This window comes from Streptomyces sp. NBC_00224 (assembly GCF_041435195.1).
Lineage (GTDB): Bacteria > Actinomycetota > Actinomycetes > Streptomycetales > Streptomycetaceae > Streptomyces.
The window spans coordinates 8,578,108-8,603,925 of record NZ_CP108106.1 but is presented as its reverse complement, the minus strand read 5'-3'; the positions used below and the strand labels follow the sequence as shown (position 1 = coordinate 8,603,925).

Annotated in this window: 21 protein-coding genes and 1 pseudogene; 10 read left to right on the top strand and 12 right to left on the bottom strand. The window is 67.2% G+C overall.

Features of this window, described 5'->3' with window-relative positions; genetic code table 11:
• Nucleotides 1-437: 437 nt before the first annotated feature.
• From OG965_RS38440 to OG965_RS38420, 5 genes and pseudogenes are all read left to right on the top strand, one after another.
• The gene (locus tag OG965_RS38440) at nucleotides 438-1,541 is read left to right on the top strand and encodes a hypothetical protein (RefSeq protein WP_371656720.1); all 1,104 of its coding nucleotides are present in this window, start codon (nucleotides 438-440) and stop codon (nucleotides 1,539-1,541) included.
• Nucleotides 1,542-1,664: 123 nt separating this feature from the next.
• Nucleotides 1,665-3,308 carry a hypothetical protein gene (locus tag OG965_RS38435; protein WP_371656719.1) on the top strand — a complete coding sequence of 548 codons (1,644 nt, stop codon included), beginning with the start codon at nucleotides 1,665-1,667 and terminating at the stop codon, nucleotides 3,306-3,308.
• 155 nt (nucleotides 3,309-3,463) lie between these two features.
• Nucleotides 3,464-4,378, top strand: a complete 915-nt coding sequence (locus OG965_RS38430) for a hypothetical protein (protein WP_371656718.1) — start codon at nucleotides 3,464-3,466, stop codon at nucleotides 4,376-4,378.
• Nucleotides 4,365-5,036 carry a sortase domain-bontaining protein gene (locus OG965_RS38425; RefSeq protein WP_371656717.1) on the top strand — a complete coding sequence of 224 codons (672 nt, stop codon included), beginning with the start codon at nucleotides 4,365-4,367 and terminating at the stop codon, nucleotides 5,034-5,036. The genes OG965_RS38430 and OG965_RS38425 overlap by 14 nt, the downstream gene beginning before the upstream one ends.
• A gap of 318 nt (nucleotides 5,037-5,354) precedes the next feature.
• A pseudogene (locus OG965_RS38420) lies at nucleotides 5,355-6,103 on the top strand (IS5 family transposase); the annotation flags it as partial.
• 55 nt (nucleotides 6,104-6,158) lie between these two features.
• Here OG965_RS38420 and OG965_RS38415 read toward each other — a convergent pair.
• The 3 genes from OG965_RS38415 to OG965_RS38405 all read right to left on the bottom strand — a co-directional run bounded on the left by OG965_RS38415 (nucleotide 6,159) and on the right by OG965_RS38405 (nucleotide 9,552).
• The gene (locus OG965_RS38415) at nucleotides 6,159-6,767 is read right to left on the bottom strand and encodes a transposase family protein (protein WP_371656716.1); all 609 of its coding nucleotides are present in this window, start codon (nucleotides 6,765-6,767) and stop codon (nucleotides 6,159-6,161) included.
• A 234-nt stretch (nucleotides 6,768-7,001) separates the two neighbouring features.
• The gene (locus tag OG965_RS38410) at nucleotides 7,002-7,277 is read right to left on the bottom strand and encodes a transposase (protein ID WP_371656715.1); all 276 of its coding nucleotides are present in this window, start codon (nucleotides 7,275-7,277) and stop codon (nucleotides 7,002-7,004) included.
• A gap of 478 nt (nucleotides 7,278-7,755) precedes the next feature.
• The gene (locus OG965_RS38405) at nucleotides 7,756-9,552 is read right to left on the bottom strand and encodes an RNA-guided endonuclease TnpB family protein (protein WP_371656714.1); all 1,797 of its coding nucleotides are present in this window, start codon (nucleotides 9,550-9,552) and stop codon (nucleotides 7,756-7,758) included.
• A 506-nt stretch (nucleotides 9,553-10,058) separates the two neighbouring features.
• Between OG965_RS38405 and OG965_RS38400 the strand changes: the two genes are divergently transcribed.
• Nucleotides 10,059-10,862: a transposase family protein gene (locus tag OG965_RS38400; protein ID WP_371656713.1), complete on the top strand. Its 804-nt coding sequence runs from the start codon at nucleotides 10,059-10,061 to the stop codon at nucleotides 10,860-10,862.
• Nucleotides 10,863-10,869: 7 nt separating this feature from the next.
• Here OG965_RS38400 and OG965_RS38395 read toward each other — a convergent pair whose 3' ends face one another.
• The 3 genes from OG965_RS38395 to OG965_RS38385 form a co-directional block, all read right to left on the bottom strand.
• On the bottom strand, nucleotides 10,870-13,350 hold the full coding sequence (locus tag OG965_RS38395) for a hypothetical protein (protein WP_371656712.1): 2,481 nt from the start codon (nucleotides 13,348-13,350) through the stop codon (nucleotides 10,870-10,872).
• Nucleotides 13,351-13,841: 491 nt separating this feature from the next.
• Nucleotides 13,842-14,420, bottom strand: coding sequence for a papain-like cysteine protease family protein (locus tag OG965_RS38390; protein WP_371656711.1), 579 nt, complete (start codon nucleotides 14,418-14,420; stop codon nucleotides 13,842-13,844).
• A gap of 39 nt (nucleotides 14,421-14,459) precedes the next feature.
• Nucleotides 14,460-14,714: a hypothetical protein gene (locus tag OG965_RS38385; protein ID WP_371656710.1), complete on the bottom strand. Its 255-nt coding sequence runs from the start codon at nucleotides 14,712-14,714 to the stop codon at nucleotides 14,460-14,462.
• A gap of 512 nt (nucleotides 14,715-15,226) precedes the next feature.
• Between OG965_RS38385 and OG965_RS38380 the strand changes: the two genes are divergently transcribed.
• Nucleotides 15,227-15,847, top strand: a complete 621-nt coding sequence (locus tag OG965_RS38380) for a hypothetical protein (protein ID WP_371656709.1) — start codon at nucleotides 15,227-15,229, stop codon at nucleotides 15,845-15,847.
• A gap of 7 nt (nucleotides 15,848-15,854) precedes the next feature.
• Here OG965_RS38380 and OG965_RS38375 read toward each other — a convergent pair whose 3' ends face one another.
• The gene (locus tag OG965_RS38375; RefSeq protein ID WP_371656708.1) at nucleotides 15,855-16,658 is read right to left on the bottom strand and encodes a transposase family protein; all 804 of its coding nucleotides are present in this window, start codon (nucleotides 16,656-16,658) and stop codon (nucleotides 15,855-15,857) included.
• Nucleotides 16,659-16,774: 116 nt separating this feature from the next.
• Nucleotides 16,775-17,242: a MarR family winged helix-turn-helix transcriptional regulator gene (locus tag OG965_RS38370; protein ID WP_371656707.1), complete on the bottom strand. Its 468-nt coding sequence runs from the start codon at nucleotides 17,240-17,242 to the stop codon at nucleotides 16,775-16,777.
• Between the two features lie 163 nt (nucleotides 17,243-17,405).
• On the opposite strand from OG965_RS38370, the gene OG965_RS38365 reads away from it, so the two are divergent.
• Nucleotides 17,406-18,551 carry a serine hydrolase domain-containing protein gene (locus OG965_RS38365; protein WP_371656706.1) on the top strand — a complete coding sequence of 382 codons (1,146 nt, stop codon included), beginning with the start codon at nucleotides 17,406-17,408 and terminating at the stop codon, nucleotides 18,549-18,551.
• Between the two features lie 229 nt (nucleotides 18,552-18,780).
• Entirely contained in the window at nucleotides 18,781-19,353 is a 573-nt protein-coding gene (locus OG965_RS38360; RefSeq protein ID WP_371656705.1) for an antibiotic biosynthesis monooxygenase, read from the top strand.
• 76 nt (nucleotides 19,354-19,429) lie between these two features.
• Here the strand turns inward: OG965_RS38360 and OG965_RS38355 are convergent, their stop codons facing one another.
• From OG965_RS38355 to tnpA, 3 genes are all read right to left on the bottom strand, one after another.
• Nucleotides 19,430-19,981: a hypothetical protein gene (locus OG965_RS38355; RefSeq protein ID WP_371656704.1), complete on the bottom strand. Its 552-nt coding sequence runs from the start codon at nucleotides 19,979-19,981 to the stop codon at nucleotides 19,430-19,432.
• Nucleotides 19,982-20,201: 220 nt separating this feature from the next.
• Nucleotides 20,202-23,171 carry a BTAD domain-containing putative transcriptional regulator gene (locus OG965_RS38350; protein WP_371656703.1) on the bottom strand — a complete coding sequence of 990 codons (2,970 nt, stop codon included), beginning with the start codon at nucleotides 23,169-23,171 and terminating at the stop codon, nucleotides 20,202-20,204.
• A gap of 164 nt (nucleotides 23,172-23,335) precedes the next feature.
• The gene (gene tnpA, locus OG965_RS38345) at nucleotides 23,336-23,752 is read right to left on the bottom strand and encodes an IS200/IS605 family transposase (protein WP_371648450.1); all 417 of its coding nucleotides are present in this window, start codon (nucleotides 23,750-23,752) and stop codon (nucleotides 23,336-23,338) included.
• A gap of 24 nt (nucleotides 23,753-23,776) precedes the next feature.
• Between tnpA and OG965_RS38340 the strand changes: the two genes are divergently transcribed.
• The gene (locus OG965_RS38340) at nucleotides 23,777-25,000 is read left to right on the top strand and encodes an RNA-guided endonuclease InsQ/TnpB family protein (protein WP_371656702.1); all 1,224 of its coding nucleotides are present in this window, start codon (nucleotides 23,777-23,779) and stop codon (nucleotides 24,998-25,000) included.
• A 163-nt stretch (nucleotides 25,001-25,163) separates the two neighbouring features.
• Here the strand turns inward: OG965_RS38340 and OG965_RS38335 are convergent, their stop codons facing one another.
• Nucleotides 25,164-25,796: a hypothetical protein gene (locus tag OG965_RS38335; RefSeq protein ID WP_371656701.1), complete on the bottom strand. Its 633-nt coding sequence runs from the start codon at nucleotides 25,794-25,796 to the stop codon at nucleotides 25,164-25,166.
• Nucleotides 25,797-25,818 lie beyond the last annotated feature (22 nt).

The window sequence follows — 25,818 nt, the reverse complement described above, 5'->3', positions numbered from 1 at the left end:
CGGTATCTCTCCGGCGTGATCGGTTTGATTCTGCTGGTCATGCCTCAACTCCGAGTCGTCCAGGCGGGGCTGGACCTTCGATCCGTCGATACGCGGACGGCACCTTGGCGAAGAATCGCGCCCACAGCCCTGCCGCCAGGCATCGACGGTCCACGCAGTGCAGCCGGCGCCCAATCAGCATTATGCGCCACCTATTGGCCGCACAGGGTCGAACGGCCCACGCGGAACAGGACTAAAGACCCCGGCACAATACTCTTTGCTCAAGTTAAGTACATTTTAGGAAAGTACATCCCTGTTAACTGCAGCGCCGGTTTTTCACATGCACTTGACGACAGTGACCCAGATCACATCGCAATGGGTGTGACCGTTTGCGGATTGCTGCGTGTGCCTCGACGTATGGGTTGCCGCGGTCACCTATCCGAATGAGGACTTCATAGATGAACTACGCGATTTCGCCACGTCTCCGAAACCAGGCGGCCACTGTGATGGTGGCTGCCGCGATGGTGTCCGGGACCGTCGTCGCCACAGCAAAGGCCGATACGCCCCCGGCATCGCCAGAAAACATGATAAAGAACGGGGACTTCACCGACTACCAGTTCCGCCAAGGTGCGAACTGGTCCACCGCAAACCACGGAATCAAGGCGGCGGGGCGCTGGAACGGCGACCAGTTCCTGGGGCTGGAATCCTGGAAGTGGGGCAAGTTCACGGGCGGGGGCGGCGTCGAGCGCCCAGCGGAGGCCCAGGACGCGGTGGATCTCATCAACGGCCAGGACGCATACTTCCCGGAAGGAAAAGGCGTCCCGAAGGACGCCAACCTCATCGACGTCAACGGCAATGCCACCCTCGGATTCATCGAGCAGAACGTGAAGGTAGAGCCGGGAAAGTGGTACGACTTCTCGTTCCTTAGCGGCTACAGCACCTGGCCTGGCCACGACATCGGCCGTCCGACCCACGTGCGTGGCGAGGTTGCTGTCGCTGACTCGGGAAAGGTCCTCAAGCAGGAGGACTATATCCAGTACTACACCGGAAAGGGCGCTACGACCTCCAACAACAACGAGCGTATTAATAACCCGGGCTGGCGCCAGCGGAGTCTGACGTTTCAGGCGCCAGCCGGGGTCGACGAAGTCACGGTGCGCATCGCAAATCCGGGACGGTCTGAAAAGGTGGCGGCGGACCCCGACGGGTACAGCGGAATGCTGGTGGCCCACATCCAGATGGAACCGACCACGGCCGACGGATCGGGCAGCAAGGATCTTGAAGGCAAGATCAAAGATCTGAATAACCAGCTCAAGCGCTTCCAGGACGCAAATGCCGAGCGGGCCACGAAACTGACCGAGAATTTTCGTCAGCTAGAGAAGAGCCGCAGCAAGCTGACGGATGAGCAGAAGAGCAGGGTGCAGGGCGTATTCAGCCAGGCACAGTCGGCGTACGCAGAGGCCGACGTCGCCAAGACGTCTGCGGAATTCGGCAGCCTTGCCGATGCTGCCGAGACGAACATTGTCACCGCCTACAGCGAAATAGTTAAGGCCTTCCAAGCCTGATATCGGGCCCGTTGAAGAAATACAGCCAGTCAGCCGGCGCGCCGGACCCAAGCAGTTGAACACCTAACCGAACCTCCCTCATGGCCGTTCGGCCGATTCACGTACGCGAAAGGGTTACTCAAGATGACCAAGCAGTCCCACGGCCCGCGCAAGGCCCGCCGTGCCGCCCAGGCCGGTCTCGTGGCCATCGCGGTGAGCACCGCCCTGTCCGCCGGCGCGAGCATTGCCCAGGCCGCCGAGCCCTCCGGCACCCCCATTGACTCGAAGACACAGGCGCAGTCCGCGATCAGCCAGGCTGGCCAGGCGCTGACCTCGGTTCCGGAAAAGTTCCGGGCCCCGGCCCAGGACAAGGTCTCCGCCGCGCAGCGCATCGCCTCGGCGCTGCCCGAGGGCGACAGCAGCAAGCTGGCCCAGGCCGTGTCCCACGCGCGTGACGCGGTGAAGGTCGCGCTGAAGCAGACGGTCAGCGAGCAAATCGACGACCTGGAGAAGTTCCGGAAGGACGAACTGGCGTGGAAGGACGTCTATGTCACCGAACTGCGCGCCCTGTTGCAACAAATCGACGACCTCGACGTTCTCGACAAGGACTACGACACGAAGATCGCCAACTTCGACAAGCAGGTCAAGGACCAGCACAAGAAGGCCACCGGCCGGATATCCGACCGGCTCGCTGCGCGCGTCGCGGAGATGGAGAAGCAGCTCCAGGCCCTCTCCCCGGAGAAGCAGGCCAAGCTGCGCCTGGTTCTCGAGGACGCGCAGAAGAAGGTCTCCACGGATCAGCTCGCCAAGTACCGCAGCCAGCCTGAAGAGTTCGACAAGCGCTACACGACCGCGGTCAACGCGATCAAGAAGCTGGGCGAAGACATCAAGGCCGCCGACGACACCAAGGACAAGGCCCCGATCAAGGACCTCGAGGACCGTCTGAAGAAGGTCCAGCACCGAATCCCCGCCCTGCCTGACGGCAAGCGAGACCCGGCCCGCGCCAAGACGGACGAGGCTCACGCGGGAATCGAGAAGGCCCGTCAGGCCATTGGCACCGACGACTTCAAGGCCCAGGCTGACAAGGCCGGGACACAGGTCACCGAGGCCGAGAAGGCGTTGGCCGACGCACTCGACAAGGTCGCCGACGACCTGCAGAAGAAGATCGACGGCATCAAGGACTCGTCGAGCAAGGACGCCCCGAACAAGGCCCTGTCCAACGCCCGGGCACAGGTCGCTGATGCCGCCCGCAAGGCCGGCGGCAACGACTTCATCCCGTCCTACGACGCCGCCAACAAGGCCCTGGGCGAGTTGAGCGGGAAGGTCGACAACGCCGTGCTCAAGGACGACCTGCAGAAGCAGCTGGACAACCTCAAGGGCAGGATCGACAAGCAGCCCGACAGCCGCGGCAAGGATGTCCTCAAGGACGATGTAAAGGACCACCAGAAGGCCCTGGCCAACCTGGACTCGAACGACAAGGACGCGGGTCAGAAGGCGAAGGACCTCGGGGACAAGCTCAAGGACACCCAGAAGGCCCTGGACAACCTCAACTCCACCGAGGAACTGGTCCGGCTGCTGCGTCAGTCCCAGAAGGCTATCGTCGTGCTCGCCACCGAGCAGCGCGACAACTTCAGGCTGGACGCCCTCTACAACAAGTCCAACAGCCAGCTGCAGGTCACCGAGGCCCTCATCAAGGACGACAAGCAGTTCACGGTGAACTTCGACAGGACCAAGCAGTTCATCATCGAGCTGCGCCAGGCCACGAAGAAGGCCGTCGCCGAGCAATAAACAGCATCCGGCACCGGGCCGTTGCGCCCGGGTGCCCCGTTCGTCCAAGGGTGGAGGCCCATGCGGCCTCCACCCCTCCACTGGCAAGAAGCATGGAGGGAATTCCCATGAGCACCCATTCGTTTGCTGCCGCTCGGCATCGTATAACCGGTCGTATGGCTGGTCGTATGGCCCTCGGGGTCGGCATGACCACTCTGACGGGGGCGGCTCTGCTCCTGTCCAGCGGGGCCTCGGCCATGGCCGCCGAAACCCAGCCCGCGACCGGCACCGTGGCCGCGCAGAGCGCCGACCAGAAGCCGGACTCGGCGGCCGCCGACCTCGCATGGGGCACCACATACGTCAAGAAGGTCGCCGCACTCAAGAAGCAGGTACGCGAACTGCCCGACCTGGACCCGGAGTTCGACAAGCGGATCAAGGAGTTGGACGCTCAGATCAAGGCGCAGTCGAAGGAAGCCGAGGGCCGGATCGGCGCCCTGAGCAAGCGGCTCTCCAGCCTGGAGCAGCAGGTTCAACAGCTCAAGGACGCGTCCGCGAAGAAGGGAGGGGCCATCCTCGCGGACGCGAAGAAGAAGTTCGCCCCGCTGGCGGGCCACCGGCTCCAGGAGGACAAGTTCGGCGCCGAGTGGGAAGCAGCTGTCAAGGCAGTCCGTGCCGTCGACGACCTCGTCAACAGCGCGGGCAAGGGCAAGGACGACAACCACGGCAAGGACGACAAGAGCAAGGACGGCCGCAGGGACGACGAGCCCCGCAGCAAGAGTGACAAGGGCGGTGACAAGGCCAAGGCGGGAGACAAGGCCAAGGACGGCGGCAAAGAAGACTCTTCGCTGACCGGCACCAGCGGCACTGGCCGCACCGGTCGCTCCTCCAGCACGGGCGGGACGGGATTTCCCTCCGCCGACGGCGGCCCCACCACCTCCGACGGATCCAGCAAGCTCGGCATCGCGGCCGGCAACGGGGGCGCCACGGAGACTTCCGACTCCTCGGCGCTGTGGGTCAGCAGCGGCGCGGTACTCGCGCTCCTGGGCGGAGCCGGAACCACGTACGCGGTGCGCCGCCGTGCCAAGCACTGACCGCGCGAACGCCGAAACCCGGCACAACCGGGCCTCATCGGCCGCCATCGTGCTGCTGCTGACCCTGGCCGCCACCGGTATGGCAATGGTGTGGTATGGGGTGCGCGGCCCGTCGGCCCCGGAGGCTCCGCCCCGACCCGACGCCCACAGCAGCGCGCGCAGCTCGGCTGCGCCGTCGCATCCGGTCGCGCCCCTGCCGGCGGTGCCGCCACGCACCATCCGCATCCCCGGCATCGGCGTAGACTCCGCCATCATCCGGCTTGACAGCACCGAGGACACCGGCATGCTTCCGGTCCCCCAAGGACGTGACGAAGAGAAGGTCGGCTGGTACTCCACGTCGTCGGCGCCGGGCGCGGCGGGCACGGCCGCCCTCGTGGGGCACCTGGACTCGCGCACCGGGCCTTCGGTCTTCTACCGGCTCGGCGCGCTGAGGCCGGGGCAGGAGATCGTGATCGAGCGTGCGGACGGCTCGAGCGTCATCTTCACCGTGCGGGGCAGCAAGGCCGTGTCCAAGGCGGCGCTCACCCGGCAAGACGTGCTCGGTGACACCCAGGAACGCTCCGAACTCCGGCTGGTCACCTGCGGCGGGTCGTACGTCCGGGGCAAGGGCTACGACCAGAACGTGCTCGTCTACGCCGATCTCGTCGGTGGCCGGTGACCCGATGCCGGTGCGGGGCGTCTGCGAACCGGACACCGTTGGCGAATGAAGGACCTCTGCTTGCCGTCGGTCTCCACCATCACATGGCTGTGGTGGTGGAGACCGACGTCGGGTTTGGGAGCGGCGGCGGTGTCATTGCGTACATAAGGGCTTGGTCGGGTTCCGGCGGAGACGGTGCGCGTGGCGCGGGCAGTGACGCTTTCTCAGGGATCATCGCCAGGCATTATTGAGGACGAGGACGGCCTGGGCGATGGCGCCGTTCCGGTTCGGGCTAAGAGGCCCTAACAGAAGTTGTTGATCATGTGACTTTTGGTTCGGATGGTCGTTGGTCTGGCCGTGGGGAAACGTCAGTCGCGGCCATGGATCGTGTCGGATGAACTATGGTCGCTCATCGAGCCGTTGCTTCCGGATCCGGCGCCGAAACAGGTGGAGGGACGCCCCCGGGTACCGGACCGGCAGGCACTCTGCGGGATCCTGTTCGTGCTGCATACCGGGATCCAGTGGGAATACCTGCCGCAGGAGCTGGGGTTCGGATCCGGTATGACCTGCTGGCGGCGCCTGGCAGCGTGGAACGATGCCGGCGTCTGGGACCAACTGCACTTGGTGCTGCTGAAGAAGCTGCGGGTCGCGAAGAAGCTGGACTGGTCGAGGGCGGTGATCGACTCCTCCCACATCAGGGCAGCTCGACGGGGCCCAAAAGCGGTCCCAGCCCGGTCGACCGAGCACGTCCGGGCAGCAAACACCACCTCATCGTCGACGGCCAGGGCATCCCACTTGCCGTCTCGCTGACCGGCGGCAACCGCAACGACATCACCCAGCTGATACCCCTGCTGAAGAAGATCCCGTCTGTTGCCGGCCTCGTCGGACGGCCACGCAACCGCCCCGACAGCCTGCTCGGCGACCGCGGCTACGACCACGACAAATACCGCCGTCTCGTCTGGGCAATGGGGGTCAAACCGGTGATCGCCCGCCGCGGCGTCCCGCACGGATCCGGCCTCGGAGTCCACCGGTGGGTTGTGGAACGGACCATCGCCTGGCTCCACGGCTTCCGCCGACTACGCATCCGCTGGGAACGACGCGACGACATCCACGAAGCCTTCCTCGGACTCGCCACCTGCCTCATCACCCACCGCCACGTCCAACGCCTTTGTTAGGACCTCTAAGCGTGACGTACTGGAGGGTGCGCCAACGCTGCTTCAGCTCGGCCATGGCACGCTCACCGAGAAAGCGGAGCCCTCGTAGGAGTCTGTTGTAGGTCTGGTTGGTGACGCCGAGGTCACCGGGCAGGTCGGGGTACTTCCGGAAGGGAACGTGGACACCGGCTCCGGCACCCAGGTATCCGATCTCGGCCAGTGTGGGCAGGCCGTCGCGGGCCGTTTGATAGAGATCGGGTTGCGCGTGGATGCGGGCGGCGGCCAGGTCGTGGACGCTGCCGGTTCGACGTCGGACACCCACAGGGGTGTGTCGTCGGGCGCGGCGAGGAACTGCATGTTCCCGGCAGAGTGCTTGATCCGGATCGAATACCAGAGATCGGTGCCGCGTTCGGTCCCCCCGGTCACAGCGGATGAGGGTGCCGTCCAGGATCACGAACGGCACACCTTCGCGTCGGCACTGTTCCAGAACCTCAACGAGATCAGGCGCCTGTACCGCGAGGACGTCGACGCTTTCGTGAAGAATGCGGTATCCGGTGGCCTGAGAGATACCCGCGTCGCGGCCAGGCGGTCCACACATGTGTGATCGCGAACCAGCGGAGCATGAACACGGCCTGACAGACGGCAGCCGAGGCAGCGGTCGTTTTGCGTTTGGAGACCCGCCGCCATGGGCTCAGCCCTTCGCAGTCAAGGATGTTGGCGGCAGAGACGCCGACGACCAGAACGCGAGACCTGCAGCATCCGGCACAGCCGCTTGACGCCGAAGGCGCACGGTGATCGTCGACGAACTGGAAGCGGCTACTCACCAGCTGGTCTAGGACGCAAAATTCTTCGCGACCCTCCGCAGGATCTCCCGCTCAAGCCCGAGTTGCTTCACCCGAGCCCGCAACGGCCGGTTCTCCATCTCCATAGCAGTGGCCTCCCCCGCCCCCGGCCGGGCTGCGGCCTCGGCGTCCCGGAACCCGACCCGCAGCAGCTCGTGGTTGATGCCCACGCCCTTGGCCACCGAGGCGTATGTCCCACCGGGGCTGGCGCGGTACAGCGCGACGGCATGGGCCTTGAACTCAGGCGAGTCCGTCGACGTCCCCAACGGGAACTCCTGTCCTATGGATCTTCACGATCCAATGATCAGGGTGTCCGTGACCACGCGGAGACGCCCGTCCGGCTGCGGCTCGCCCTACTGTGTCGGGACTCTGGTTCGCCTGCTCCGGCAGCAGGAGCGGGTCGCCGTACGGCTCACCTCTGTGTGTGGGGACTCTGCTACCCCGGCTGCTCGCTGTCGTGCTGGCGGGCCGGCTCACCTCTGTGTGCGGGGACTCGTGCTCGTGCTCGACCAGTTCGAGGAGGTCGGCTCACCTCTGTGTGCGAGGACTCTGGTTGTTCCAGTTCACGCCCAGCTCGCCCACGAACGGCTCACCTCTGTGTGTGTGGACTCTGGGCTCTTTGGCCTGTGTGTCCGTGGCGGCTTTGCCTTCTCTTTGTGCCGCCGAGTGGGTCTCCTGTTGTGTGGGCGCTCTGTTGAGTTGTCTCCGCGCACGGATTTGAGGGGTGACTGGACCATTGCTGGTTCAGGGTGACCGCGTGGGTCTTCCACCCGCCCGCCCGGCTGGGGCTGGCGGGGGTCTCTTCAGCGAAGAGGGGCCTGCGCCATCGCTGGCGGTCGGCGGTTCCTCTTCTCGGAGGGCGTTTTGCGTCTCCCCTTGGCCAGAGGCGACGGACGTGTACTGCCCGCGCGCAACCTTGTAGATGTTGCGGACGCTGTTCGTCCTGCGGTCCACGTCAAGACCACAGGCAGGGCAGGTGAAGCGCTTCTTGCCAGGCTTTGAGCTTGGGTTTCGCTCGCCGCACTTGCTGCACTCCGTCGCGGTCGCGGTACCCTTCTCCAATACGAGGAGCCGGGAGCCATACCACGAAGACTTGTAGACGAGCTGACGACGCAGCTCGCCGAGACCGTTGTCGAGCAGATGCCGGTTGAACACCGACTTCACTGTGACGTTACGCCCCGGTGCCGCCACATCCCCCGCCGCGGACGCGGTCAGCGCCTTGAGGTCCAGGTCCTCAATCGCGATCACCGCGGCCCTGGTAGTGAGCTGCTTGCTGACACCGTGCAGGAAACCCTTGCGCCGCTCGGCGACCAGATGGTGTGCCCTGGCCAGGCGGGGCTGGAGCTTCTTCCTGCGCCTCTTCGAACCCTTCGCGCACCGCGACAGCTTGCGCTGGATACGCGCCAGCTGCTTCTGCCCAAGACGGTAGGGCTTAAGTGCCGGGATACGGTCCGAGTCCGGCCTGGCGATATCAAGGGGCGCGGACAGCACGGCGACGGGATCGGAACCCAGATCGACCGCGATAAGTTCGTTCACGCGCTGTGTCCGCGTGGGCCGGTGGGGGATGTCCTGCTGCACCACGCACAGCACAGATGCGTACCAGCGGTGGCCCTCACGGCCGAACGTCACCGACGTGATCTGTGCCCGGTCCTTGCGGATCAGCCTCAGCAGGTGCCGGGCCGGGGTGTGCAGGCGGAAGTTCCCCAGGGAGCGGACGTCCAGGCGGCGGTAGCTGGTGAAACCGACTGCCTTGCGGCTGGGGTTGGGCAGGGTGAAGGACTCCCTCGCCCTGCCTTTCTTCTTGAAGCGCGGCATGCCCATCTTCGGGCCCTTGCGCTTGCCGGCCACCGACGACATCCAGTTGGCCCAGGCCGTGCTGGCACGCTCGATGCCGCACCCGAACGCTTCCGTGTGCATGCCCTCGTACCAAGGCGAGCCGCCCTCTTCCCGGGGCAGATGACGCCTCTGGCGCCACAGGGACTTGAGGTCGAACGCGTCAAGGATGTAGGCACCCTCGCCGGCCAGGCGCTGTTTCGCCTCGATAACGCGGGGGCGGATCTCGTCAAGCTCAGCCTTGCGCTCGACTCTGTAACGGACGGGGTCACTGGTCTCAAGCGCGGCAAGTTCGCGGCGCCGCCGGTACAGCACCTGCGCTGCCCGAGGCGCATCACCGGGCGGCACCGGACCGGCGTCAAGGCGCGGCCTGCCCCAATGCTTCACCAGCCTGCGGTGCTCGTCCCACAGCCTCAACTCCGCACAACGCCGGACGTTCTCCTCCCTGACTTGCCGACCCGCCCGCGCATACAGCTCTCGACGGTCACTCTTGGGCAACGCGAGAAACGAGTCACAGTCCAGACCGGAAAGCTCCTCAGCTGCCCGGCTCTTACGGAGGTCGAACGCCTGCTGCTGCGCAAGCAGCTGAGCATGCGCATGGTTAAACGCCCAACGCGCACTGCCCGCATGACGCTCCAGCAGCCCCTCCTGCCCCTCCGCGAGGTCAAGAGCGAACCGAAACGCCTTCGTCACATCAACGACCGGCACAACCCACCCTCTTCCCCTCATCATGAAGCCCGACTGCGCACAGACTCCCACGATCCGCACCCTGCCAACTCCGACACGCCACAACATGACCCCGCACGAGCGACACAGACAAAGGCCATTGACACACCCCCATAGGACACCAGTACATCCAAAGCGCGGACACAACCAAGAGAAACAAACCCGCGCCAAGAGACACGAGAGACCGGCACCACCAAGCCACCGAAGGTCTCTCATCCGGGCCTGTAAATAGAACGGGTCTTCTAAGTTGATGTTGGCGCGTTGCCGCGCCGTGGTGACAGCGCGAATATCGTCCTGGCTGTCGCCCGCGTCCGACGTCGACTTTAATCTTGGCCTGGTCAGCCCATGGCAGAACAAGCTGTCCAGCGTCGCCACCGACGGGAACCCAGTTCACCCAGCGCCAATGAACCTCTTTCATCCCTTCTCCGGAGGGTGAAGGTGCAGGTCAGCAGGGGTGCCTGTGACATGGCGAAGCCCCCGTCGTTGGTGTGGTGATTCCACTCATCACATCGACGCCGGGGGCTTCGTTGGTTCCGTATCCTGCCATGCTCGATGTGCCGCACGAGCTTGTTGAGCATGTTTCCTGGCTGCTGCATGCCCGCAGACTGGAGATCAACTCGCCCTGGCGCAGGCTCGGTTGCTTCAAGCAGGCTCTTCTTGCGCTGGCTCATCTACGGAAGAACGAGACGTTCGCCCAGCTCGGGGCAGGTTTCGGTGTGTCCGAAGCCACCGCATGGAGGTACGTCGACGAGACACTCGAGGTCCTGGCCGCCTGGGCACCGGGCCTGCGAGAAGCTCTCGTCGGCCTGGGTGACGGCGACTTCGTCATCGTTGACGGCACCCTGATACCCACTGACCGGATCAGGGCGGGCGAGCCCTACTACTCGCAGAAGCACAAGAAGCACGGGATGAACGTGCAGGTCATCGCCCGCCCCGGCGGGACACCGCTCTGGTTCTCACGTGCACTACCAGGACGGACCCATGACCTGACCGCGGCCCGCGCCCACGGCATCGTCCAAGCCTGCCTGACCCGGCAGATCCTCATCCTGGCCAACCGCGCCTACCAGGGCGCCAGCGCCACCGTCCGCACCCCGTACTACCACCACCGCGAACAACCAGAACACTACCAGCAGTTCAACCGCGACCACGCCCGACTGAGAGCGCCAGGCGAGCGGGCCTTCGCCCGACTCAAGTCCTGGCGCGTCCTCCGCCGAGCCCGCTGCTCAACCAACCGCATCAGCAGCACAGTGCAAGCCATCCACACCCTCTTGACCTGCAGCTATTCAGGATGAAAGAGGTTCAGTCGCGTGGCGGCGGCTCGATCGCCGTATCGTCCAGGTGACCGTCGCCCAGGTACTCGACGGAGCCGTATCCCTCATGGATGACCGCGTACCGGAAGCGGTCGCCCCGGCGCATACGTACCGACGTGCCGGACGGCGCGTCGGGATCGTCCGAGCTCATGTACGCCTGAATCTGACGCCCCACCAGCCTGCCGGCGGACTGGTTGTCCTCGGTCTCGATGTACATGACGCGCGCGAGGTCGCCTCCCTCCCGGGCGATGGTGGGGGGATACTCGTCGCGGTCGAGCTGGCCGTGGCGGCCGGCTCCGCCGCCGGTCCCTGAGGCGGGCAGCGTAAGCAGCACGCTCTGCAGCGGCGTTCCTCGCAGGGCCGCGGTGCGCCGACCGGGATGGCCGGGGTCATACGTCAGTTCCCACGGGCTTCCGGCGGCGACCGCCTCGCGTGCGTTCTGCACCACCCCGGGCGACGCCTCCTCGTAGAGGTAGAGCAGCCAGCGGCCTGCCTCGTCACGGCGCGGGACACCCTCGGGAAGCGGCAGCGAGCCGGCAGCGCGCACCGGCCGGGGTTCGGTCGGGCGGCGTGCGCGCAGGAAGTAGCCATGGGGGGCGGCGGTCGTGGTGTGGTGGGTGGCGATCAGCCGCTGTGCGGCCCGCTGGGCGGTGCCCAGCATGACCGGCAGTGCGGCAGGTCCAGCCTTGCGGCCACCGCCGTTGTGGGCCAGGAGCCCTCCCCGGTCAGCGGTCCCCACCACATAGCTGTGGGAATGACTGTGGACCTTCAGCTGCACCCACTGGTTCTCGCCCGGGTCGGTGTGGTCGAGGCGGACCGGTTCGACCCGCACCACGTATGCCTCGACCGGCTTCCCCTGCGCACTCATCCCGTTCAGCCGGGCGCCGGGCCACAGATGCTTCACCGCAAACCACCCCCCGACGAGAACCTCCCTCTCTCCGCCCGCAACCTGGTGCTGGGACGGCACGAGCGAGACGAGGGTGTCGGGGGCAGCAATGTAGGCCTGTGCGGTGGTGCGGTCGAGGCTGACGGTGATGCGGTAGCCGTGCTGCACGTGGCGCGTGACCGAGCCGCCGTCCAGTTGAGCGGCTGTGAAGATGCGCCGCACGGGGTCGAGGCTGGTGACGGCGGGTTTCGCCCGGGCGTCGGCGGAGGTCTGGGAGAAGTACACGTCGCTGATGGCGGTGTCGGTGCGGGTCTCCCCCGACTGACTCGTGATGACCGGGGTCGTCAGCCTCCAGCCGGTCGGGGAAGGCTGCCCGGGGTCCTCGTCCGGGTTCCACTGCTCGCCCAGTTGATCCCAGGCCCCTTCCTTCTGCCAGTAGCCGGAGCCGTCCTCGTCGTGGTTGGGAGTGATGGCGTATTGGGTGGAAATGGCACCGGAACGGGAACCGGGGGTCCGGGAGGACACCGTGGCGGTCAACCGGCGGTCGGTATAGCTCTTTCCGCGCGTCATGGGGAAACGCACACTCACTTCGAGCAGCGTGTACGGCGCGAGGTCGCCCAGCGAACACTCGATGTTCCAATCACGCACAGAGGAACGGAAAGACCTGTGGTCCTCCCATAACAGGACGCCGTTTGCCCTCAGCGCCTCCTGCGGGGCGACACCCGGCGGAACCCATGTCCTGCGCAGCGAGGTGGTGCGTGCGTTCCAGTCCATGGAGGACGTGTAGGGCAGCTCCACGGTCACCGCACGAGCGACGGCGGGCCCCGCGTTGTACACGTACACACTGATCGTCTCGGCCTGGCCAAGAGGCAGGTCGTTGTTGTAGCGCGCCCGTTTCGAGGCGATACGCAGATCAGCCTGGTCGATCGGCTCCAGCGGGGCCGGCCCGGCGGTGTCCAACTGCTCCCAGGCGCCTTCCCTCTGCCAGTACCGGGGCCCGTCGTGATGGTGGTTGGGCGTGATGACGTAGTGGGCGGAGGCGGTGCGGAGATCCGGGTCAGGGGTCTGGGAGGACACCGTGGCGGTCAATGGGCGGTCGGTATAGCTCTCTCCGTGCGTCATGGGGAAACTCACGCTCACTTCGAGCAGCGTGTACGGCGCGAGGTCGCCCAGCGAACACTCGACGATCCAATCACGCACAGAGGAGTGGAATGAACCGGCGTCCTTCCAGGAGAGGTTGTTCCCCTTCAGTGCCTGTGAGGGCTGGACGTCGAGCGGTACCTGCGCCCGGCGCAGCGATTTGGTGAGTGCTTCCCCGTTCATCGAGGAGGTGTACGGCAGCTCCACGGTCACCGCACGAGCGACGGCGGGCCCCGCGTTGTACACGTACACACTGATCGTCTCGGCCTGACCGAACGGCAGATTGTTGTCGTAGTACGCCCGCTTCGAGGCGATGCGCAGATCAGCTGCGTTCGCGGGCCCGGATGCGACGGGAGCGGATCGTGGTGCGCGGATCAGCGAGTCCTGCTGCCCGGTTTTTTCCTGACGCTTTCCGTCAGTTGCATCCCCAGCGTGGTCGTCCATCTGAATCGTCTCCTCATACGCTCCGGACGCCCGGATATTGTCGTCAGTCACACCGAATTACCTCTGCCCGCAAGTCCCGCGCCTAGCATGCCGCATGACAGAAATGAAGCCCCAGGACAGTAAGGTCACTATGCCGTATTGCCGGGGTCACTCTGCTCACGGCCGCTATCGCTCTCCCCCTCCATTACGGTCTGGACGGCGTGGAGTTGCGCGTAACAGACCCCATGCCGACCGGCATCACGGAGCGGTTGATCGACCGGTTGCGCTCGGACTGCGGTGATGTTTTTATTATTTCTTTCGCTCCGCTTGCATCCGAACTCCGCGGCGTCGGCACACCGTTCGGGCCGTATTACGACCGTCTCTACTGGGGTCGCGGGACGAGGTAGACCGCTTTCATATACGGATGCCCGGTGGTGGGGATGTAACGGATCGTCGGGCGGCTCACGAACGGATCGTGGCGCGTCGCGAAATTCTCCCGGAAACGATCATCTTCACCCCGGCTCCTGCCCAATCCGGTATGCCGACTGCAACCACCGAAACTCCATGTTCTCGACATAGGCGGAGTAGGGCATGCTCTGGTAAGTGTCCCTCGGCGGACTGTCAGTGGCGAAACTGCTCCGCGCCCAGGGATCGCTGAAGTGGACCGTGCCACCGTCGGTCTCGGCGTCGTAGCCGTAGATGACAAGGGCGTGATCACCGGCCGCACGCCCCACCCTGGTCAGAATGGGCCGACCCGCTTCGATCTCCTCCTTGATGACATCGAAGTCGAGGATGCCGGCGACGGCAGTGGCTCCGTTGCTCTCCTCCTTGACCGTTCCGACGGCAAGGGTGCCCGGCGCCAGCCCGAGTTCCTGCCAGCCGACCTGAACCTGCTGCAGACCTGCGGTCAGGTTCCAGGTGCCGGGCTCGGGCTCGGGTACGTTCCCGAGGGGTCCCCCGGCTTTGAGGTAGAAATCAGCCTGCCTCAATTCCGTGCCGCGACCGAAGTACTGGGCGATACTCAGCCCGGTGGCAACCCAGCACCAGTTGCTCTCTTCCTGGGCGAGCTGAGTGAAAACGAGCTTCTTCATCGTGTCTCCCGGGCTGTCTCTGCTCATCAGTGGTGTGCCTCATGAGAAGGCGAATTTTCTGCTGACGGACGCGTAGACCTCATTGGCCTCCGGGCCCAGGCTCGGCCCCGCCAGCCAGGTGTTGTCGGCCGGCCCGATCGACGCGTTGGAGGTGAGCAGCAGTTGTCCGCCGGGACCCGTGGTGAACCAACCGCACCCGGACGATCCGGCGGTCATCGTGCAGCCGATGCGGTACATCGTCGGCCGGTCGGGCCGTACCGACAGGCGTCCGGGCGCGTCGTCGCAGGAGAACATGAACTGGCCGTCGATGTGATCAGCACCGCCGCGAGAACCAGCCCTAACCCCGCGGGCACCGGGTGCCGTTTCCTCATCGCTGCTCCTTCACGCCCTTTCGGCGAACCTCGCCTTCTTCTACATACGCGATGAGGCAGCCCGCACACGGCGCGGAGCGTCGAATTCATTCGCAGCCCATAACTCCGGGCCCCGCACCAGCAGCAAGTGCGTGCGTACGGACCGAAGTTCGGTCTCTGACGCAGGGCGCGCAACCCACCCGGTTGAGCCGCACACACACCGGCGGCGGTTTCTTGTCCGGAGGTGCTCAAACGCCGGTGCCCGCACCGTGGATGCCTACGCTGACACCACCGCGCCCTGGACATCAGGAGTGGGCGTCGTGTCGCTGTCCCCGTCCGCCCCCGCGCCAGCGCCCCGGATGCGGCGTAATCGAGGACGGTGGTGCGGAAGGCACTGTCGGCCCACAGCTTGCGCAGCCGGGGCAGACGGTGGGCGGCGTCGAGCCGTCTCAAGGCGTGGACCTGCTTGCCTGCGCCCGCCGTCTGGGCCTCTCGCTGAACACCGTCAAACGCTACGCCCGCGCCACCGAGCCGGACCGCATGGTCCACGCCCCCGTCCACCGGTCCTGCCTCGTCGATCCCTACCGCGACCACCTGCGCAAACGCCGCACGGATGACCCGGCCGTCCCCGTCACCCACCTGCTCTCGAAGATCCGCGAGCAGGGCTACACCGGCAGCGCCAACCTCCTGGTCCGCTACATCAACCAGGGCCGCGTCGAGGCCAACCACGCGTCCCTGTCGCCCCGCAAGGTCACCGGCCTGCTCACCCGCCACCCCGACCCCCTCGACGACACGCAGCGCGCGCTGCGTGACCAGCGGGGCGGCCAGGAGTTCGTGATCGGGGGCTTCACAGAACACTCCGGCAGCCGAATCGGATTCGACGCCCTCCTGCTCGGCCACCACGACGAGGACGGACGGCTGCGTTACGCGGGCAAGGTCGGCACCGGCTTCGACACCGACACCCTGCGAAAGCTGCGGGGGCGGTACGTATCCCTCTGCGGCGCGAGCTCGCATGCCGACCCATACCCAGCAACGGCTCCGTGCCCACGGCGTTGTGCCGGTTCAGCCCTTCACTGAACCTCTTTCATCTTGAATAGCTGCAGGTGAGGAGGGTGTGAACGGCCGCGATGATACGTCCAACGCGGTTGGTGGAGCATCTGGTCCGGCGAAGAACGCGCCAGGACTTGAGGCGGGCGAAGGCGCGTTCGCCCGGAGCCCGGAGGCGGGCGTGTACGCGGTTGAACCGCTGGTATTGCGACGGCTGGATGCGGTGGTGGTAGTAGGGAGTACGGACGGTGGCACCGGCTCCTTGGTAGGCCCGGTCGGCGAGGATGAGGATCTGCCGGGTCAGACAAGCCTGGACGATTCCGTGAGCACGGGCCGCGGTCAGGTCGTGGGTCCGGCCGGGCAGAGCCCTCGAGAACCACAGGGGTGTCCCGTCGGGACGGGCAATGACCTGCACGTTCATCCCGTGCTTCTTGTGCTTCTGCGAGTAGTAGGGCTCGCCCGCCCTGATCCGGTCAGTGGGTATCAGGGTGCCGTCAACGATGACGAAGTCGCCGTCACCCAGGCCGACGAGAGCTTCTCGCAGGCCCGGTGCCCAGGCGGCCAGGACCTCGAGTGTCTCGTCGACGTACCTCCATGCGGTGGCTTCGGACACACCGAAACCTGCCCCGAGCTGGGCGAACGTCTCGTTCTTCCGTAGATGAGCCAGCGCAAGAAGAGCCTGCTTGAAGCAACCGAGCCTGCGCCAGGGCGAGTTGATCTCCAGTCTGCGGGCATGCAGCAGCCAGGAAACATGCTCAACAAGCTCGTGCGGCACATCGAGCATGGCAGGATACGGAACCAACGAAGCCCCCGGCGTCGATGTGATGAGTGGAATCACCACACCAACGACGGGGGCTTCGCCATGTCACAGGCACCCCTGCTGACCTGCACCTTCACCCTCCGGAGAAGGGATGAAAGAGGTTCACTGACGACATTCGATGACTTTCGACGACAACGTCAGGAGCCGGCCTTGGTCGACTGGTGGCGCTGGTGGTCGACCAGCTTCGTGAACGCGTGCTTGAACGCGGCGTAGTCGTCGGCGCCGAGTTCGTGCGCGTGGCGGCGCTCGATGTCGGCGAGGATGGCGTCGGAGCGCTTCATCTGCGCCAGGCCCCGCCCGGTGGGCAGCACGAGCTTGGCACGTCGGTCCGCGGGATCCGGCTCCCGGTATAGGTAGCCGAGGGCTTCGAGCTCGTCGACGAGCTTGCCGACTACCTGTTTGTGCTGGCCGGAGCGGCGCGCCAGGTCAGTGGCACGACTGCCCTCGGCGTCGAGGAATGCCAGGATCGCGCCGTGTTGCGGGCGCAGGTCACCGAAGCCGTCCTCGGCCAGCCGCGCGAACAGCTCACGCTGGATGCCGAACAGCAGGCCGGCGGCCAGAATCCCCAGGTCAGGGTTGTCGCGTTTGGTCTCACTCCGACGCATCGGCCAGCCATCCCTCAAGTTAGTCACCTATGTTGACGGTAATCATCGGTGACTATACCGTAGTCGTTGTTGATCACGGCCGGCCCAGCGCCGTGAGGACGCAGTCACAGAGCTGCTTCATACCGCCTGTTGCGTCCTTCAGACCAGAAAGAAGGCACGTGAGATGTCCACCACCAGCACCGTTGTGCACGGCACTGTCGCCGGAGGCTTCGAGGGTGTACGTGACCGCCTCGCCTCGGCCGCCGAAGCGGAGCCCGGTCTCTCGGCGCAGCTCGCCGTCTACCACCGAGGCCGGCAGGTGGTGGATCTGTGGACCGGCCCCGGCCTGACCGGGGACTCGCTGCTGGGGCTGTTCTCGTCCGGCAAAGGTGCGGCACACCTGGTCCTGGCGCTGCTGGCCCAGGACGGCGTGATCGATCTCGACACCGCGGTCGCCGCGTACTGGCCCGCATTCGCCGCCGAGGGCAAGGCCGGGATCAGCGTGCGGGATCTGCTGGCCCACAAGGCCGGACTGATCGGCGTTGACGGCGGCTTCACGCCCGCCGAACTCGCCGATGACCGGCTGCTCGCGGCCCGGCTGGCCGCCCAGAAGCCCTATTGGGCCCCGGGCACCGCCTATGGCTATCACGCCTTCGTCATCGGCGCCCTGACCGGCGAGGTGGTGCGCCGTGCCACCGGGACCTCGCTGCAGGAAGTCTTCGAGCAGCGGATCCGCGCGCCCCACCACCTCGACTTCCACCTCGGCCTGCCCGCCGACCAGGAGCACCGCTATCTGCCGGTCCAGCCGTTGCTGCCGCACCAGCAGGAAATCGCCCAGGCGAACCTGCCCGCCCCAGACTCCCTCACCGGTATCGCCTTCAACTTCAACGCTCCCGAGCCGACCGATCTCGTCGAGTTCGCCAACACCCGCGCCGTGCGTGCGCTCGGCCCTGCCTCGGCCGGAAGTGTCGGCACCGCCCGTGGTCTGGCACGGATGTACGCCGCCGCGATCGGTGAACTCGACGGCCATGCGCCGCTGCTGAAGCCGGACGTGCTCGCCGAGTTCACCACGCCGCACACCTCCGGCACCGACGTGGTGACCGGTGAGCGTGACCACTTCCTCCTCGGGTTCGAGGCCCAGGCGGTCCGCTACCCCAGCCTGGGCGCCGACGCCTTCGGGCACAGCGGCGCGGTCGGCGCCCAGTCGTTCGCCGACCCCCGCAGCGGCATCGCCTACAGCTACACCCGCCGCCGCTTCTCCTTCGGCGGTGGAGGCGGCGCCCCCGAGAACCGGGAGCTCATCGCCACCGTGGTCGAGTCCGCTGCCTGAGTAGCGCATCGCCGATGACAGCCTGCGGAGCGTACGTAGGACCAGGACCCGTCCCGGCGCGTACGCCGGGCAGTGACTCGCCGCGCTGGCTGCTCGTCGAGCAGGCCCTCACAGGCGTCCGCGCCGTCGGCATGCAGATGGGACGCAGACTCCACCGCACCTCCAGGCACCAGCGAGGCATCCAACACGTAAGGTGTGGGCGGGCGCGGTGAGATCATGAGGAGTTCGTGTGACCGCGGTCAGCCTTGAGCACGCCACTGTTCCCGTCGACACGGGAGAGGTGACCCTGTTGATAGCTCGCCGGGTGGAGCCGGGCCACGAGGCCGCCTTCGAGCTGTGGGCGAGGGGCATCCTCGAAAGCGCGGCCGCCTTCCCCGGCCACCTCGGATACGGACTCTTCCGCTCCTCCGGCGGCGACGCCCCCTGGTTCCTCGTCCACCGCTTCCGGGACGCGGAGGCATGCCGTGCCTGGCAGGAGTCGGCGGAGCGGGCGGCCTGGTTCGCCGACTGCGAGGGACACCACCACACCGAGATCGCCCGGCGCCAACTGACGGGCATGGAGACCTGGTTCGCCAAGCCGGGCTCGACACGGCCTGCGCCGCCCCGATGGAAGATGGCGATCAGCGCGACCCTGGCGATCTACCCGATCTCCGTACTCGGAAGCCTCTTTCTCGTGCCACGCCTGACCGCACTCCCCCTCCTACTCGCCAGCGCGATCGTGGCCTGCGTCTTCAACGTGCTCATGACGTACGTGGCGATGCCCGCCGTCAGCAGACTCCTGCGCGGCTGGCTCACTCCGTAGCCGCAGGGCCACGAGCTGGACCGATTTCAAGCCTCCGTCTCCTCAGCCCACCTCGTTCCCCACTGCTTGACGTCGTTCATGAGCAGGGAAGCTCCGGCAGGTGCGGGGCGTCGGGGTGGTAGTGGCGCTGGCGTTGGACCGGGGCGGTGGCGAAGTCGCCGGTGCCGTTGAGGACTTCGCCGGTGCCGAGGCGGATGCCATGGGCGCGGCCGAAGCCCTTGAGGACGGCGCCCCGGTGGTCCGGGTCGGGATGGGTGTACGGGCGGCCGGCAGCCAGGTCGATGGAGCGGGCCGAGACCGGGCCGCGGACCTGGCTGCCGGCACCGAGCAGGCCGGGGCCGATCACCTCGGCGCCGCCTGAGATCCGCACCCCGTCGCCGATCCGGATCTCGCCGTCTCCTGCCGCCGTGATCCGCGCTCCGCCGTCGCCGATCCCGGTGTCCCTTCCGATGGTGACGACCGCGCCGCCGGTGGCGCGGATCCGGGCGCCGCCGTACAGCGTTGTGCCCGCGCCGATGCCGCACCGGCTGTCGCCGTCGCACTCGACGACCGCGCCGGAGCCCACCACCCAGTCGCCCTCAGTGAGCCGGCCGACGTTCTCGGCCCGACAGCGACCCTTGGCGAACATGTCGCCGTACGCCTCCCGTACCGCGTCGCGCCCGCGCAGGCGGCCGCCGCCGCGGCGGTTGATGCAGACGTCGGGGCATACGTTGCCGCGAAGGCTTCGAGGTCATGGCTGTTGTAGGCGGCCAGCTGGCGTTCGACCACGGTCTCTGGGGTGGTCACCAGTTGGTGACCACCTGGTTCCCCAGCCGGGGGGACGCGGTCTCTGCCCCGCCCGCTGCGGGTCAGAGCTCCCTGAGGTGCCGCGCGATATCGTCCGCGTCGGGCAGGCCGAGCTCGCGGAAGACGCTCTCCGCGCGGCGGTAGTGCTCCCGGGCCTCGTCGGTGTCGCCCTGTACCCGGTGGGCGTGGCCCAGCTGGGCTAGGGCTCGGGCGAGGATGCCCGCGTCGCCGCGCGCCTCGGCGATGTCCCGTGCCCGCGCGGCGTGTTCGGCGGCCTCCACGGGTCGTCCCGCGAGGTTGTGGGCCTCGGCGATCGCGCCGAGCAGCAGGCCCTCGCGGAAGCGGGAGCCCGTCTGCCGCCACAGGCGCAGGCTCTCGTGCAGGTGGTTGAAGGTCTCGGACGTCCGTCCGGTCCGCAGGCAGACCTGGCCGAGGTTGTGCAGCGCGTTGGCCTGACCCGCGATGTCCCCGGTCGCCCGGGTGACGGCGACCGCCTCGCGGCAGTGCGCCAGTGCCTCCTCGGCCCGGCCGGTGGCCAGCAGGGCCAGGCCGAGGAAGCCGAGCGCGTACGCCTCGATGCCGCGGCTGGCCAGGGCCCTGCTGTGGGTCAGCGCCTCGGTCAGCAGGGTGTGCGCGAAGGTGAAGTCGCGCAGGGCCAGCGCGCCTCCGCCCCGTGTGATCAGGACGTGGGCGAGCAGCCTCCGGTCCCCGGCCGCCCGGCACAGCTCGATGGCCCGGTCCAAGGATGGGGTGCCGAGCCTCATGGCGAAGCGGTGCTGCACGGAGCTGCCGAGCATGTACAGGGCGCGTGCTTCCGCGGTGCGGTGGCCGGCGGCGCGCGCGGCCTCGGCCAGGGTCCGGGCGGCGCGTTCGATGCCGTAGGGCTGCGCGCCGAGGCGGCCGAGCGGGTCCGCGGCCAGCAGCAGGTCCGCGCAAACGGTCAGCGACAGCGAAGTGTCGCCGGCCGCCTGCTCGATGAGCCCCAGGAGCGACGTCTGCTCGTCGAGCAGCCAGGCGGTGGCCTTCTGCGGGCCGGTGAAGTCCAGGCCCTCGCAGCGCAGCGGGGCTACGTGCCCGGGAAACACGTCGTCGGGCAGCGACGCCCGGTGGGCGTCGAGGGCGGTGGCGAGGCAGAACTCCAGCAGTCGGGTGAGTGCGGCGGTTCGCTCGTGGTCCGGCACTTCGGTGAATGCGGTCTGACGGGCGAAGAGCCGGAGCAGGTCGTGGTAGCGGTAGCAGCCGGGGGCGACCGACTCCAGCAGGCTCAGATCCACCAGCGACTCACACAGCTCCTCCGCCTCCCACTCCGGCCGGGCGAGCAGCGCCGCGGCGACGGGCACACTCAGTTCGGGCACCTCGGGCAGGGCCAGCAGCCAAAAGGCGCGGACGTGCTCGGCGTCCAGCAGTTCCATGCCGAGCCGGAAGGTCGTCTCCACGGCGGTGTCCTCCGCCTTCAACGCGCCGAGGCGGCGCCGCTCGTCCGCCAGCAGCGCGACGGTCTCCGCGAGCGCGTGGTCCGGCCGGGCGACCAGCCGGGAAGCCACGATACGGACGGCGAGCGGCAGATGGCCACAGGCGTCGAGCACCTCGACGGCGGCCTCCGGCTCGGCGGAAACGCTCTCTTCGCCGACGATCCGAGTCAGCAGCTCCAGGGCCTCAGCCCGCGCCATGGGCCGCAGGTCCACCAGGGTGGCCCCGGTCAGGCCGACGAGCCGGGAGCGGCTGGTGAGCAGCACCGCGCTGCCGGGCGCGCCGGGCAGCAGGTCGCGCACCTGGGCCGGGTCGCGGGCGTTGTCCAGCACGACGAGCACCTGCCGGGTGGCGAGCATGGAGCGGTAGAGGGCGGCCCGCTCCTCGGGCAGCGTCGGGAGGTAACCGGCGCGGACGCCGAGGGCGCACAGGAAGCGGCCCAGCACCTCCATGGGCTCCGCGGGCCGGGGGTCGGTTCCCCTCAGGTCCACGTAGAGCTGCCCGTCCGGGAAGCGGTGGCGGATCCGCTGGGCCACGTGGACGGCCAGGGCGGTCTTGCCGATGCCGCCCATCCCGCTGATGGTGCTGACGGCGACGATCCCGCCCTTCTCCAGCGCGGCGCACAGCCGGTCGGCCTCATCGTTGCGGCCAGTGAAGTCGGCGATGTGCTGGGGCAGTTGAGCCGGTCCGTAGGACCGGTCCGGAGCGCGGCGCTCGGCCGCGTCGCCCGCCTGCCGCCCGGGTCCGGGGTTGAGGATCTCCTGATGGAGCCGGTCCAGGCCGGGACCCGGGCGGGTGCCCAGCTCCTCGGCGAGCGCGCGGCGGACGCGCGCGTGGACATCGAGCGCGTCCGCCTGCCGTCCGGCGTGGTACAGCGCTGTCATCAGCAACTCGTGGACCCGCTCGCGCCAGGGGTGTTCGGCAGCCAGCACGCGCAGCGGACCGATCGCGTTGTCGTGCCCGCCCAGCACAATCTCGGCCTCCCAGCGGGCCTCGACCGCCGACAGGCGCAGCTCCTCCAGCCGGGTGCGCTGGGCCTCGGCGTACGGGCCGGGCACACCGGCCAGCGGCCTGCCGCGCCACAGGTCCAGCGCGGAGACGAACAGTGACCGCGCCCGCTCGGGCCGACCGGCGGCCCAGGCCCGCCGTGCCTCGGCCGTACGGAACTCGAAGACCGTCAGGTCGACGTCCTCCGGGGCGACGCGCAGCGTGTAGCCGTCGCCCGTCGTCAGCAGCGTGCGCGCGGTGGCGCGGGGTACCCGGCCGGGCTCCAGCAGCCGACGCAGGGTGAAGATTTGGGTGTGCAACGACCCCAGCACACCGGGCGGGGCCTCGTCGCCCCAGACCGCGGCGATCAGTTCCCGGCGGGACACGGGGGTACGCGCCCGTAGCAGCAGGACCGCGAGCACCGCCTGCGTCTGGGGCGCGCCGACGCGCACCTCGGCCGACCCGTCGTGCACGCGAAGGGGACCGAGAACGGTGAAGCGGTAGGCGGAAGTTCGCCCGGAATCGCCGCCGGAGGAGTGGCCGGAGGAGTGGCCGGGCGAGGCAGTGGTGGGCATGGGATGTCTCCGAATGACGTGAGGACCGTTTGGCGTGAGGACCTTGGGCGTGAGGTCACAGGAGGGGGAATCGCCCGTGACACCGGCTCCGCCGTGACCGTTTGGGCCCGGCGCAAGCCCCGTCCTTCAGGGCGGGGTAGGCCGGAACGGTCCGCAGAGCGAAGCTATAGCGGCCGACGCTGCTGTTCGATGTACTGCCGCACCACCGTGAGCGGGGCGCCGCCGCAGGACGCGGCGAAGTAGCTGGGCGACCAGAAGTGGCCGTGCATGATCGCCCGGTTCACTCGGCCGGTGAAGTCCCGGCGCAGGATTCGGGCGGACACGCCCTTGAGGCTGTTCACGAGGCCGGACACGGCTACCTTCGGCGGGTAGTGCACCAGCAGATGCACGTGGTCATCCTCGCCGTTGAACTCGACTAGCTCAGCCTCGAAGTCCTCGCACACCTTCCGCATGGTCGCCTCGCACACGTTCAGCATCTCGTCGTTGAACACACCACGCCGGTACTTGGTCACGAAGACCAAATGAACGTGCATCCCAGACACCACGTGCCTGCCACGCCTGTATTCGCCATCGGTAGCCATAGACCAAATGATAGGATCGCGGCCGTGCAGCTCCGGTACAGCTTCCGCGTGTACCCTGAGCCCGCCCAGCGCCACGCGCTGGCCAGGGCGTTCGGGTGCGCCCGCGTGGTCTTCAACGACGGCCTCAGGGCCCGTCGGGAAGCACACGCTGCGGGGCTGCCGTACATCAAGGACACCGACTTGCAAAAGCAGGTCATCACCGCCGCGAAGCGCACAGAGGAACGACTGTGGCTGGGTGAGGTGTCCTCGGTGGCACTGGTTCAGTCGCTTCGCGATCTGCACACCGCCTACCGGAACTTCTTCTCCTCGGTCACCGGCAAGCGCAAGGGACCGAAGGTCGCGCCGCCCAGGTTCAAGTCCAAGAGGGACCAGCGGCAGTCGATCCGACTCACCGCCAACGGATTCTCCCTGCGCGACAACGGCAAGCTGTACGTGGCGAAGGTCGGGGACCTGCGGGTGCGCTGGTCTCGTCCGCTTCCAGCCATGCCGACCTCGGTCACGGTCACGATGGACGCGGCCAGCCGCTACTGGGCTTCGTTCGTCGTGGACACCGACCCGCAGTTCCTGCCCGAACTGGACACCGAGACCGGCATCGATCTCGGCCTGTCCGCATTCGCCGTCCTCTCAGACGGTACGAAGATCTCCGCCCCGCGCTTCCTACGCCGCGCCGAGAAGAAACTCAAGCGGTTGCAGAAGGACCTCAGCCGCAAGGCCAAGGGATCGAAGAACCGGGCCAAGGCCCGTATCAAGGTCGCACGCCAGCACGCCCGCGTGGCGGACCGGCGGCGGGACTGGCACCACAAGGAATCCACGAAGATCATCCGCGACAACCAAGCGGTGTACGTGGAAGACCTCGCGGTGTCCGGTCTCGCACGTACTAGGCTCGCCAAGTCCGTGCACGACGCCGGATGGTCGGCGTTCGTCAACATGCTGGAGTACAAGGCCGCCAAACACGGCCGGCACTTCGCAAAGATCGGACGGTTCGAGCCGACCTCTCAGGTCTGCTCCGCTTGCGGGATCAAGGACGGCCCCAAGCCCCTGAGTGTCCGTGAGTGGACCTGCCAGGAGTGCGGGACCGTCCACGACCGCGACATCAACGCCGCCAAAAACATTCGGGCCGCTGGACAAGCGGACCGGCTAAACGCCAGTGGAGCGCCGGTAAGACGGGCATCCGTGCCCGCACAGCGCCGTGAAGCAGGAAGCCACCAGAAGGACCTGACGGCCCAGGCTGGAATCCCCGTCCTTTAGGGCGGGGAGCACGTCAAGCACCCATGAAGCAGGAAGCGCCTCCCTCGGGGGACCACAGACCTGGAGAGGTCCATTCGTCCCGGCGAGGAAGGCGCTTCCGCGTCCCTGTCCAGCGCTCAGTCATACCCCGGCAGAACCGGCCGGGCCAGAGCACTGGAGTGACTTATTCCTCCCGGAGGTATTCGATCGTCGCGAGCATGAACTCCCCATATCCGAAAGAGCGGTTCAGCTCCTCGAACACGTCCCAGGAAGTGGCGGGTACCGGACTGCTGTATGCCGAGTAGGCGTGCACCAGGAACCGGAAGGCGAGTGCGGCACTCACCTGCATCGCGCAGCGTTCCACCGCGGCGATCACGGTGTGGGCCGGCAAGGGCTCCAGTGGTAGCCCGGCTTGTGGTGCCAGACGTCCAGCGAGAGCGACGACCGCCGCACTCTCGACGTCGGAGATCGCCCCCACAGCAGGCTCACCCCCCGGCTCCCGGCGATACGGCCGCAGTTCGCTTTCGATCTCGGTCAGCCATACGCGGCCCCGCGCAGGCTCCTCCCCCGCGACCGGGTAGAACGGATAGAACATCGCGGCGGCTCTCCACAACGCATGGATGTCATCGTCCGAGAGCGGCGATGCGAGGAGCAGCCGCGTGTCCTCGTCCAGGCGCCGCAGCCGTTCGAGACCGGCCTCGTCGTCTCCGACGAGCGCGGCCCACCGGCGTACCAAGTCCCGGGGCGTCTGGCCTTCATGCCGCCAGTCCATGTGGAATTTTCCGCCCAGCGCGGTCAGTCCGAAATCGGGGTCCACTGCACGTCCTTCTGTCATTGCC

Excerpts from the sequence above, each read along its gene's own strand:
- OG965_RS38370 (WP_371656707.1), bottom strand. The coding sequence starts at position 17,242 with ATGCGTCGGAGTGAGACCAAACGCGACAACCCTGACCTGGGGATTCTG.
- OG965_RS38395 (WP_371656712.1), bottom strand. The coding sequence starts at position 13,350 with ATGGACGACCACGCTGGGGATGCAACTGACGGAAAGCGTCAGGAAAAA.
- OG965_RS38350 (WP_371656703.1), bottom strand. The coding sequence starts at position 23,171 with ATGCCCACCACTGCCTCGCCCGGCCACTCCTCCGGCCACTCCTCCGGC.
- OG965_RS38385 (WP_371656710.1), bottom strand. The coding sequence starts at position 14,714 with ATGTTCTCCTGCGACGACGCGCCCGGACGCCTGTCGGTACGGCCCGAC.
- tnpA (WP_371648450.1), bottom strand. The coding sequence starts at position 23,752 with ATGGCTACCGATGGCGAATACAGGCGTGGCAGGCACGTGGTGTCTGGG.
- OG965_RS38365 (WP_371656706.1), top strand. The coding sequence starts at position 17,406 with ATGTCCACCACCAGCACCGTTGTGCACGGCACTGTCGCCGGAGGCTTC.
- OG965_RS38355 (WP_371656704.1), bottom strand. The coding sequence starts at position 19,981 with ATGTTCGCCAAGGGTCGCTGTCGGGCCGAGAACGTCGGCCGGCTCACT.
- OG965_RS38415 (WP_371656716.1), bottom strand. The coding sequence starts at position 6,767 with ATGTGTGGACCGCCTGGCCGCGACGCGGGTATCTCTCAGGCCACCGGA.
- OG965_RS38440 (WP_371656720.1), top strand. The coding sequence starts at position 438 with ATGAACTACGCGATTTCGCCACGTCTCCGAAACCAGGCGGCCACTGTG.
- OG965_RS38390 (WP_371656711.1), bottom strand. The coding sequence starts at position 14,420 with ATGAAGAAGCTCGTTTTCACTCAGCTCGCCCAGGAAGAGAGCAACTGG.
- OG965_RS38430 (WP_371656718.1), top strand. The coding sequence starts at position 3,464 with ATGGCTGGTCGTATGGCCCTCGGGGTCGGCATGACCACTCTGACGGGG.
- OG965_RS38435 (WP_371656719.1), top strand. The coding sequence starts at position 1,665 with ATGACCAAGCAGTCCCACGGCCCGCGCAAGGCCCGCCGTGCCGCCCAG.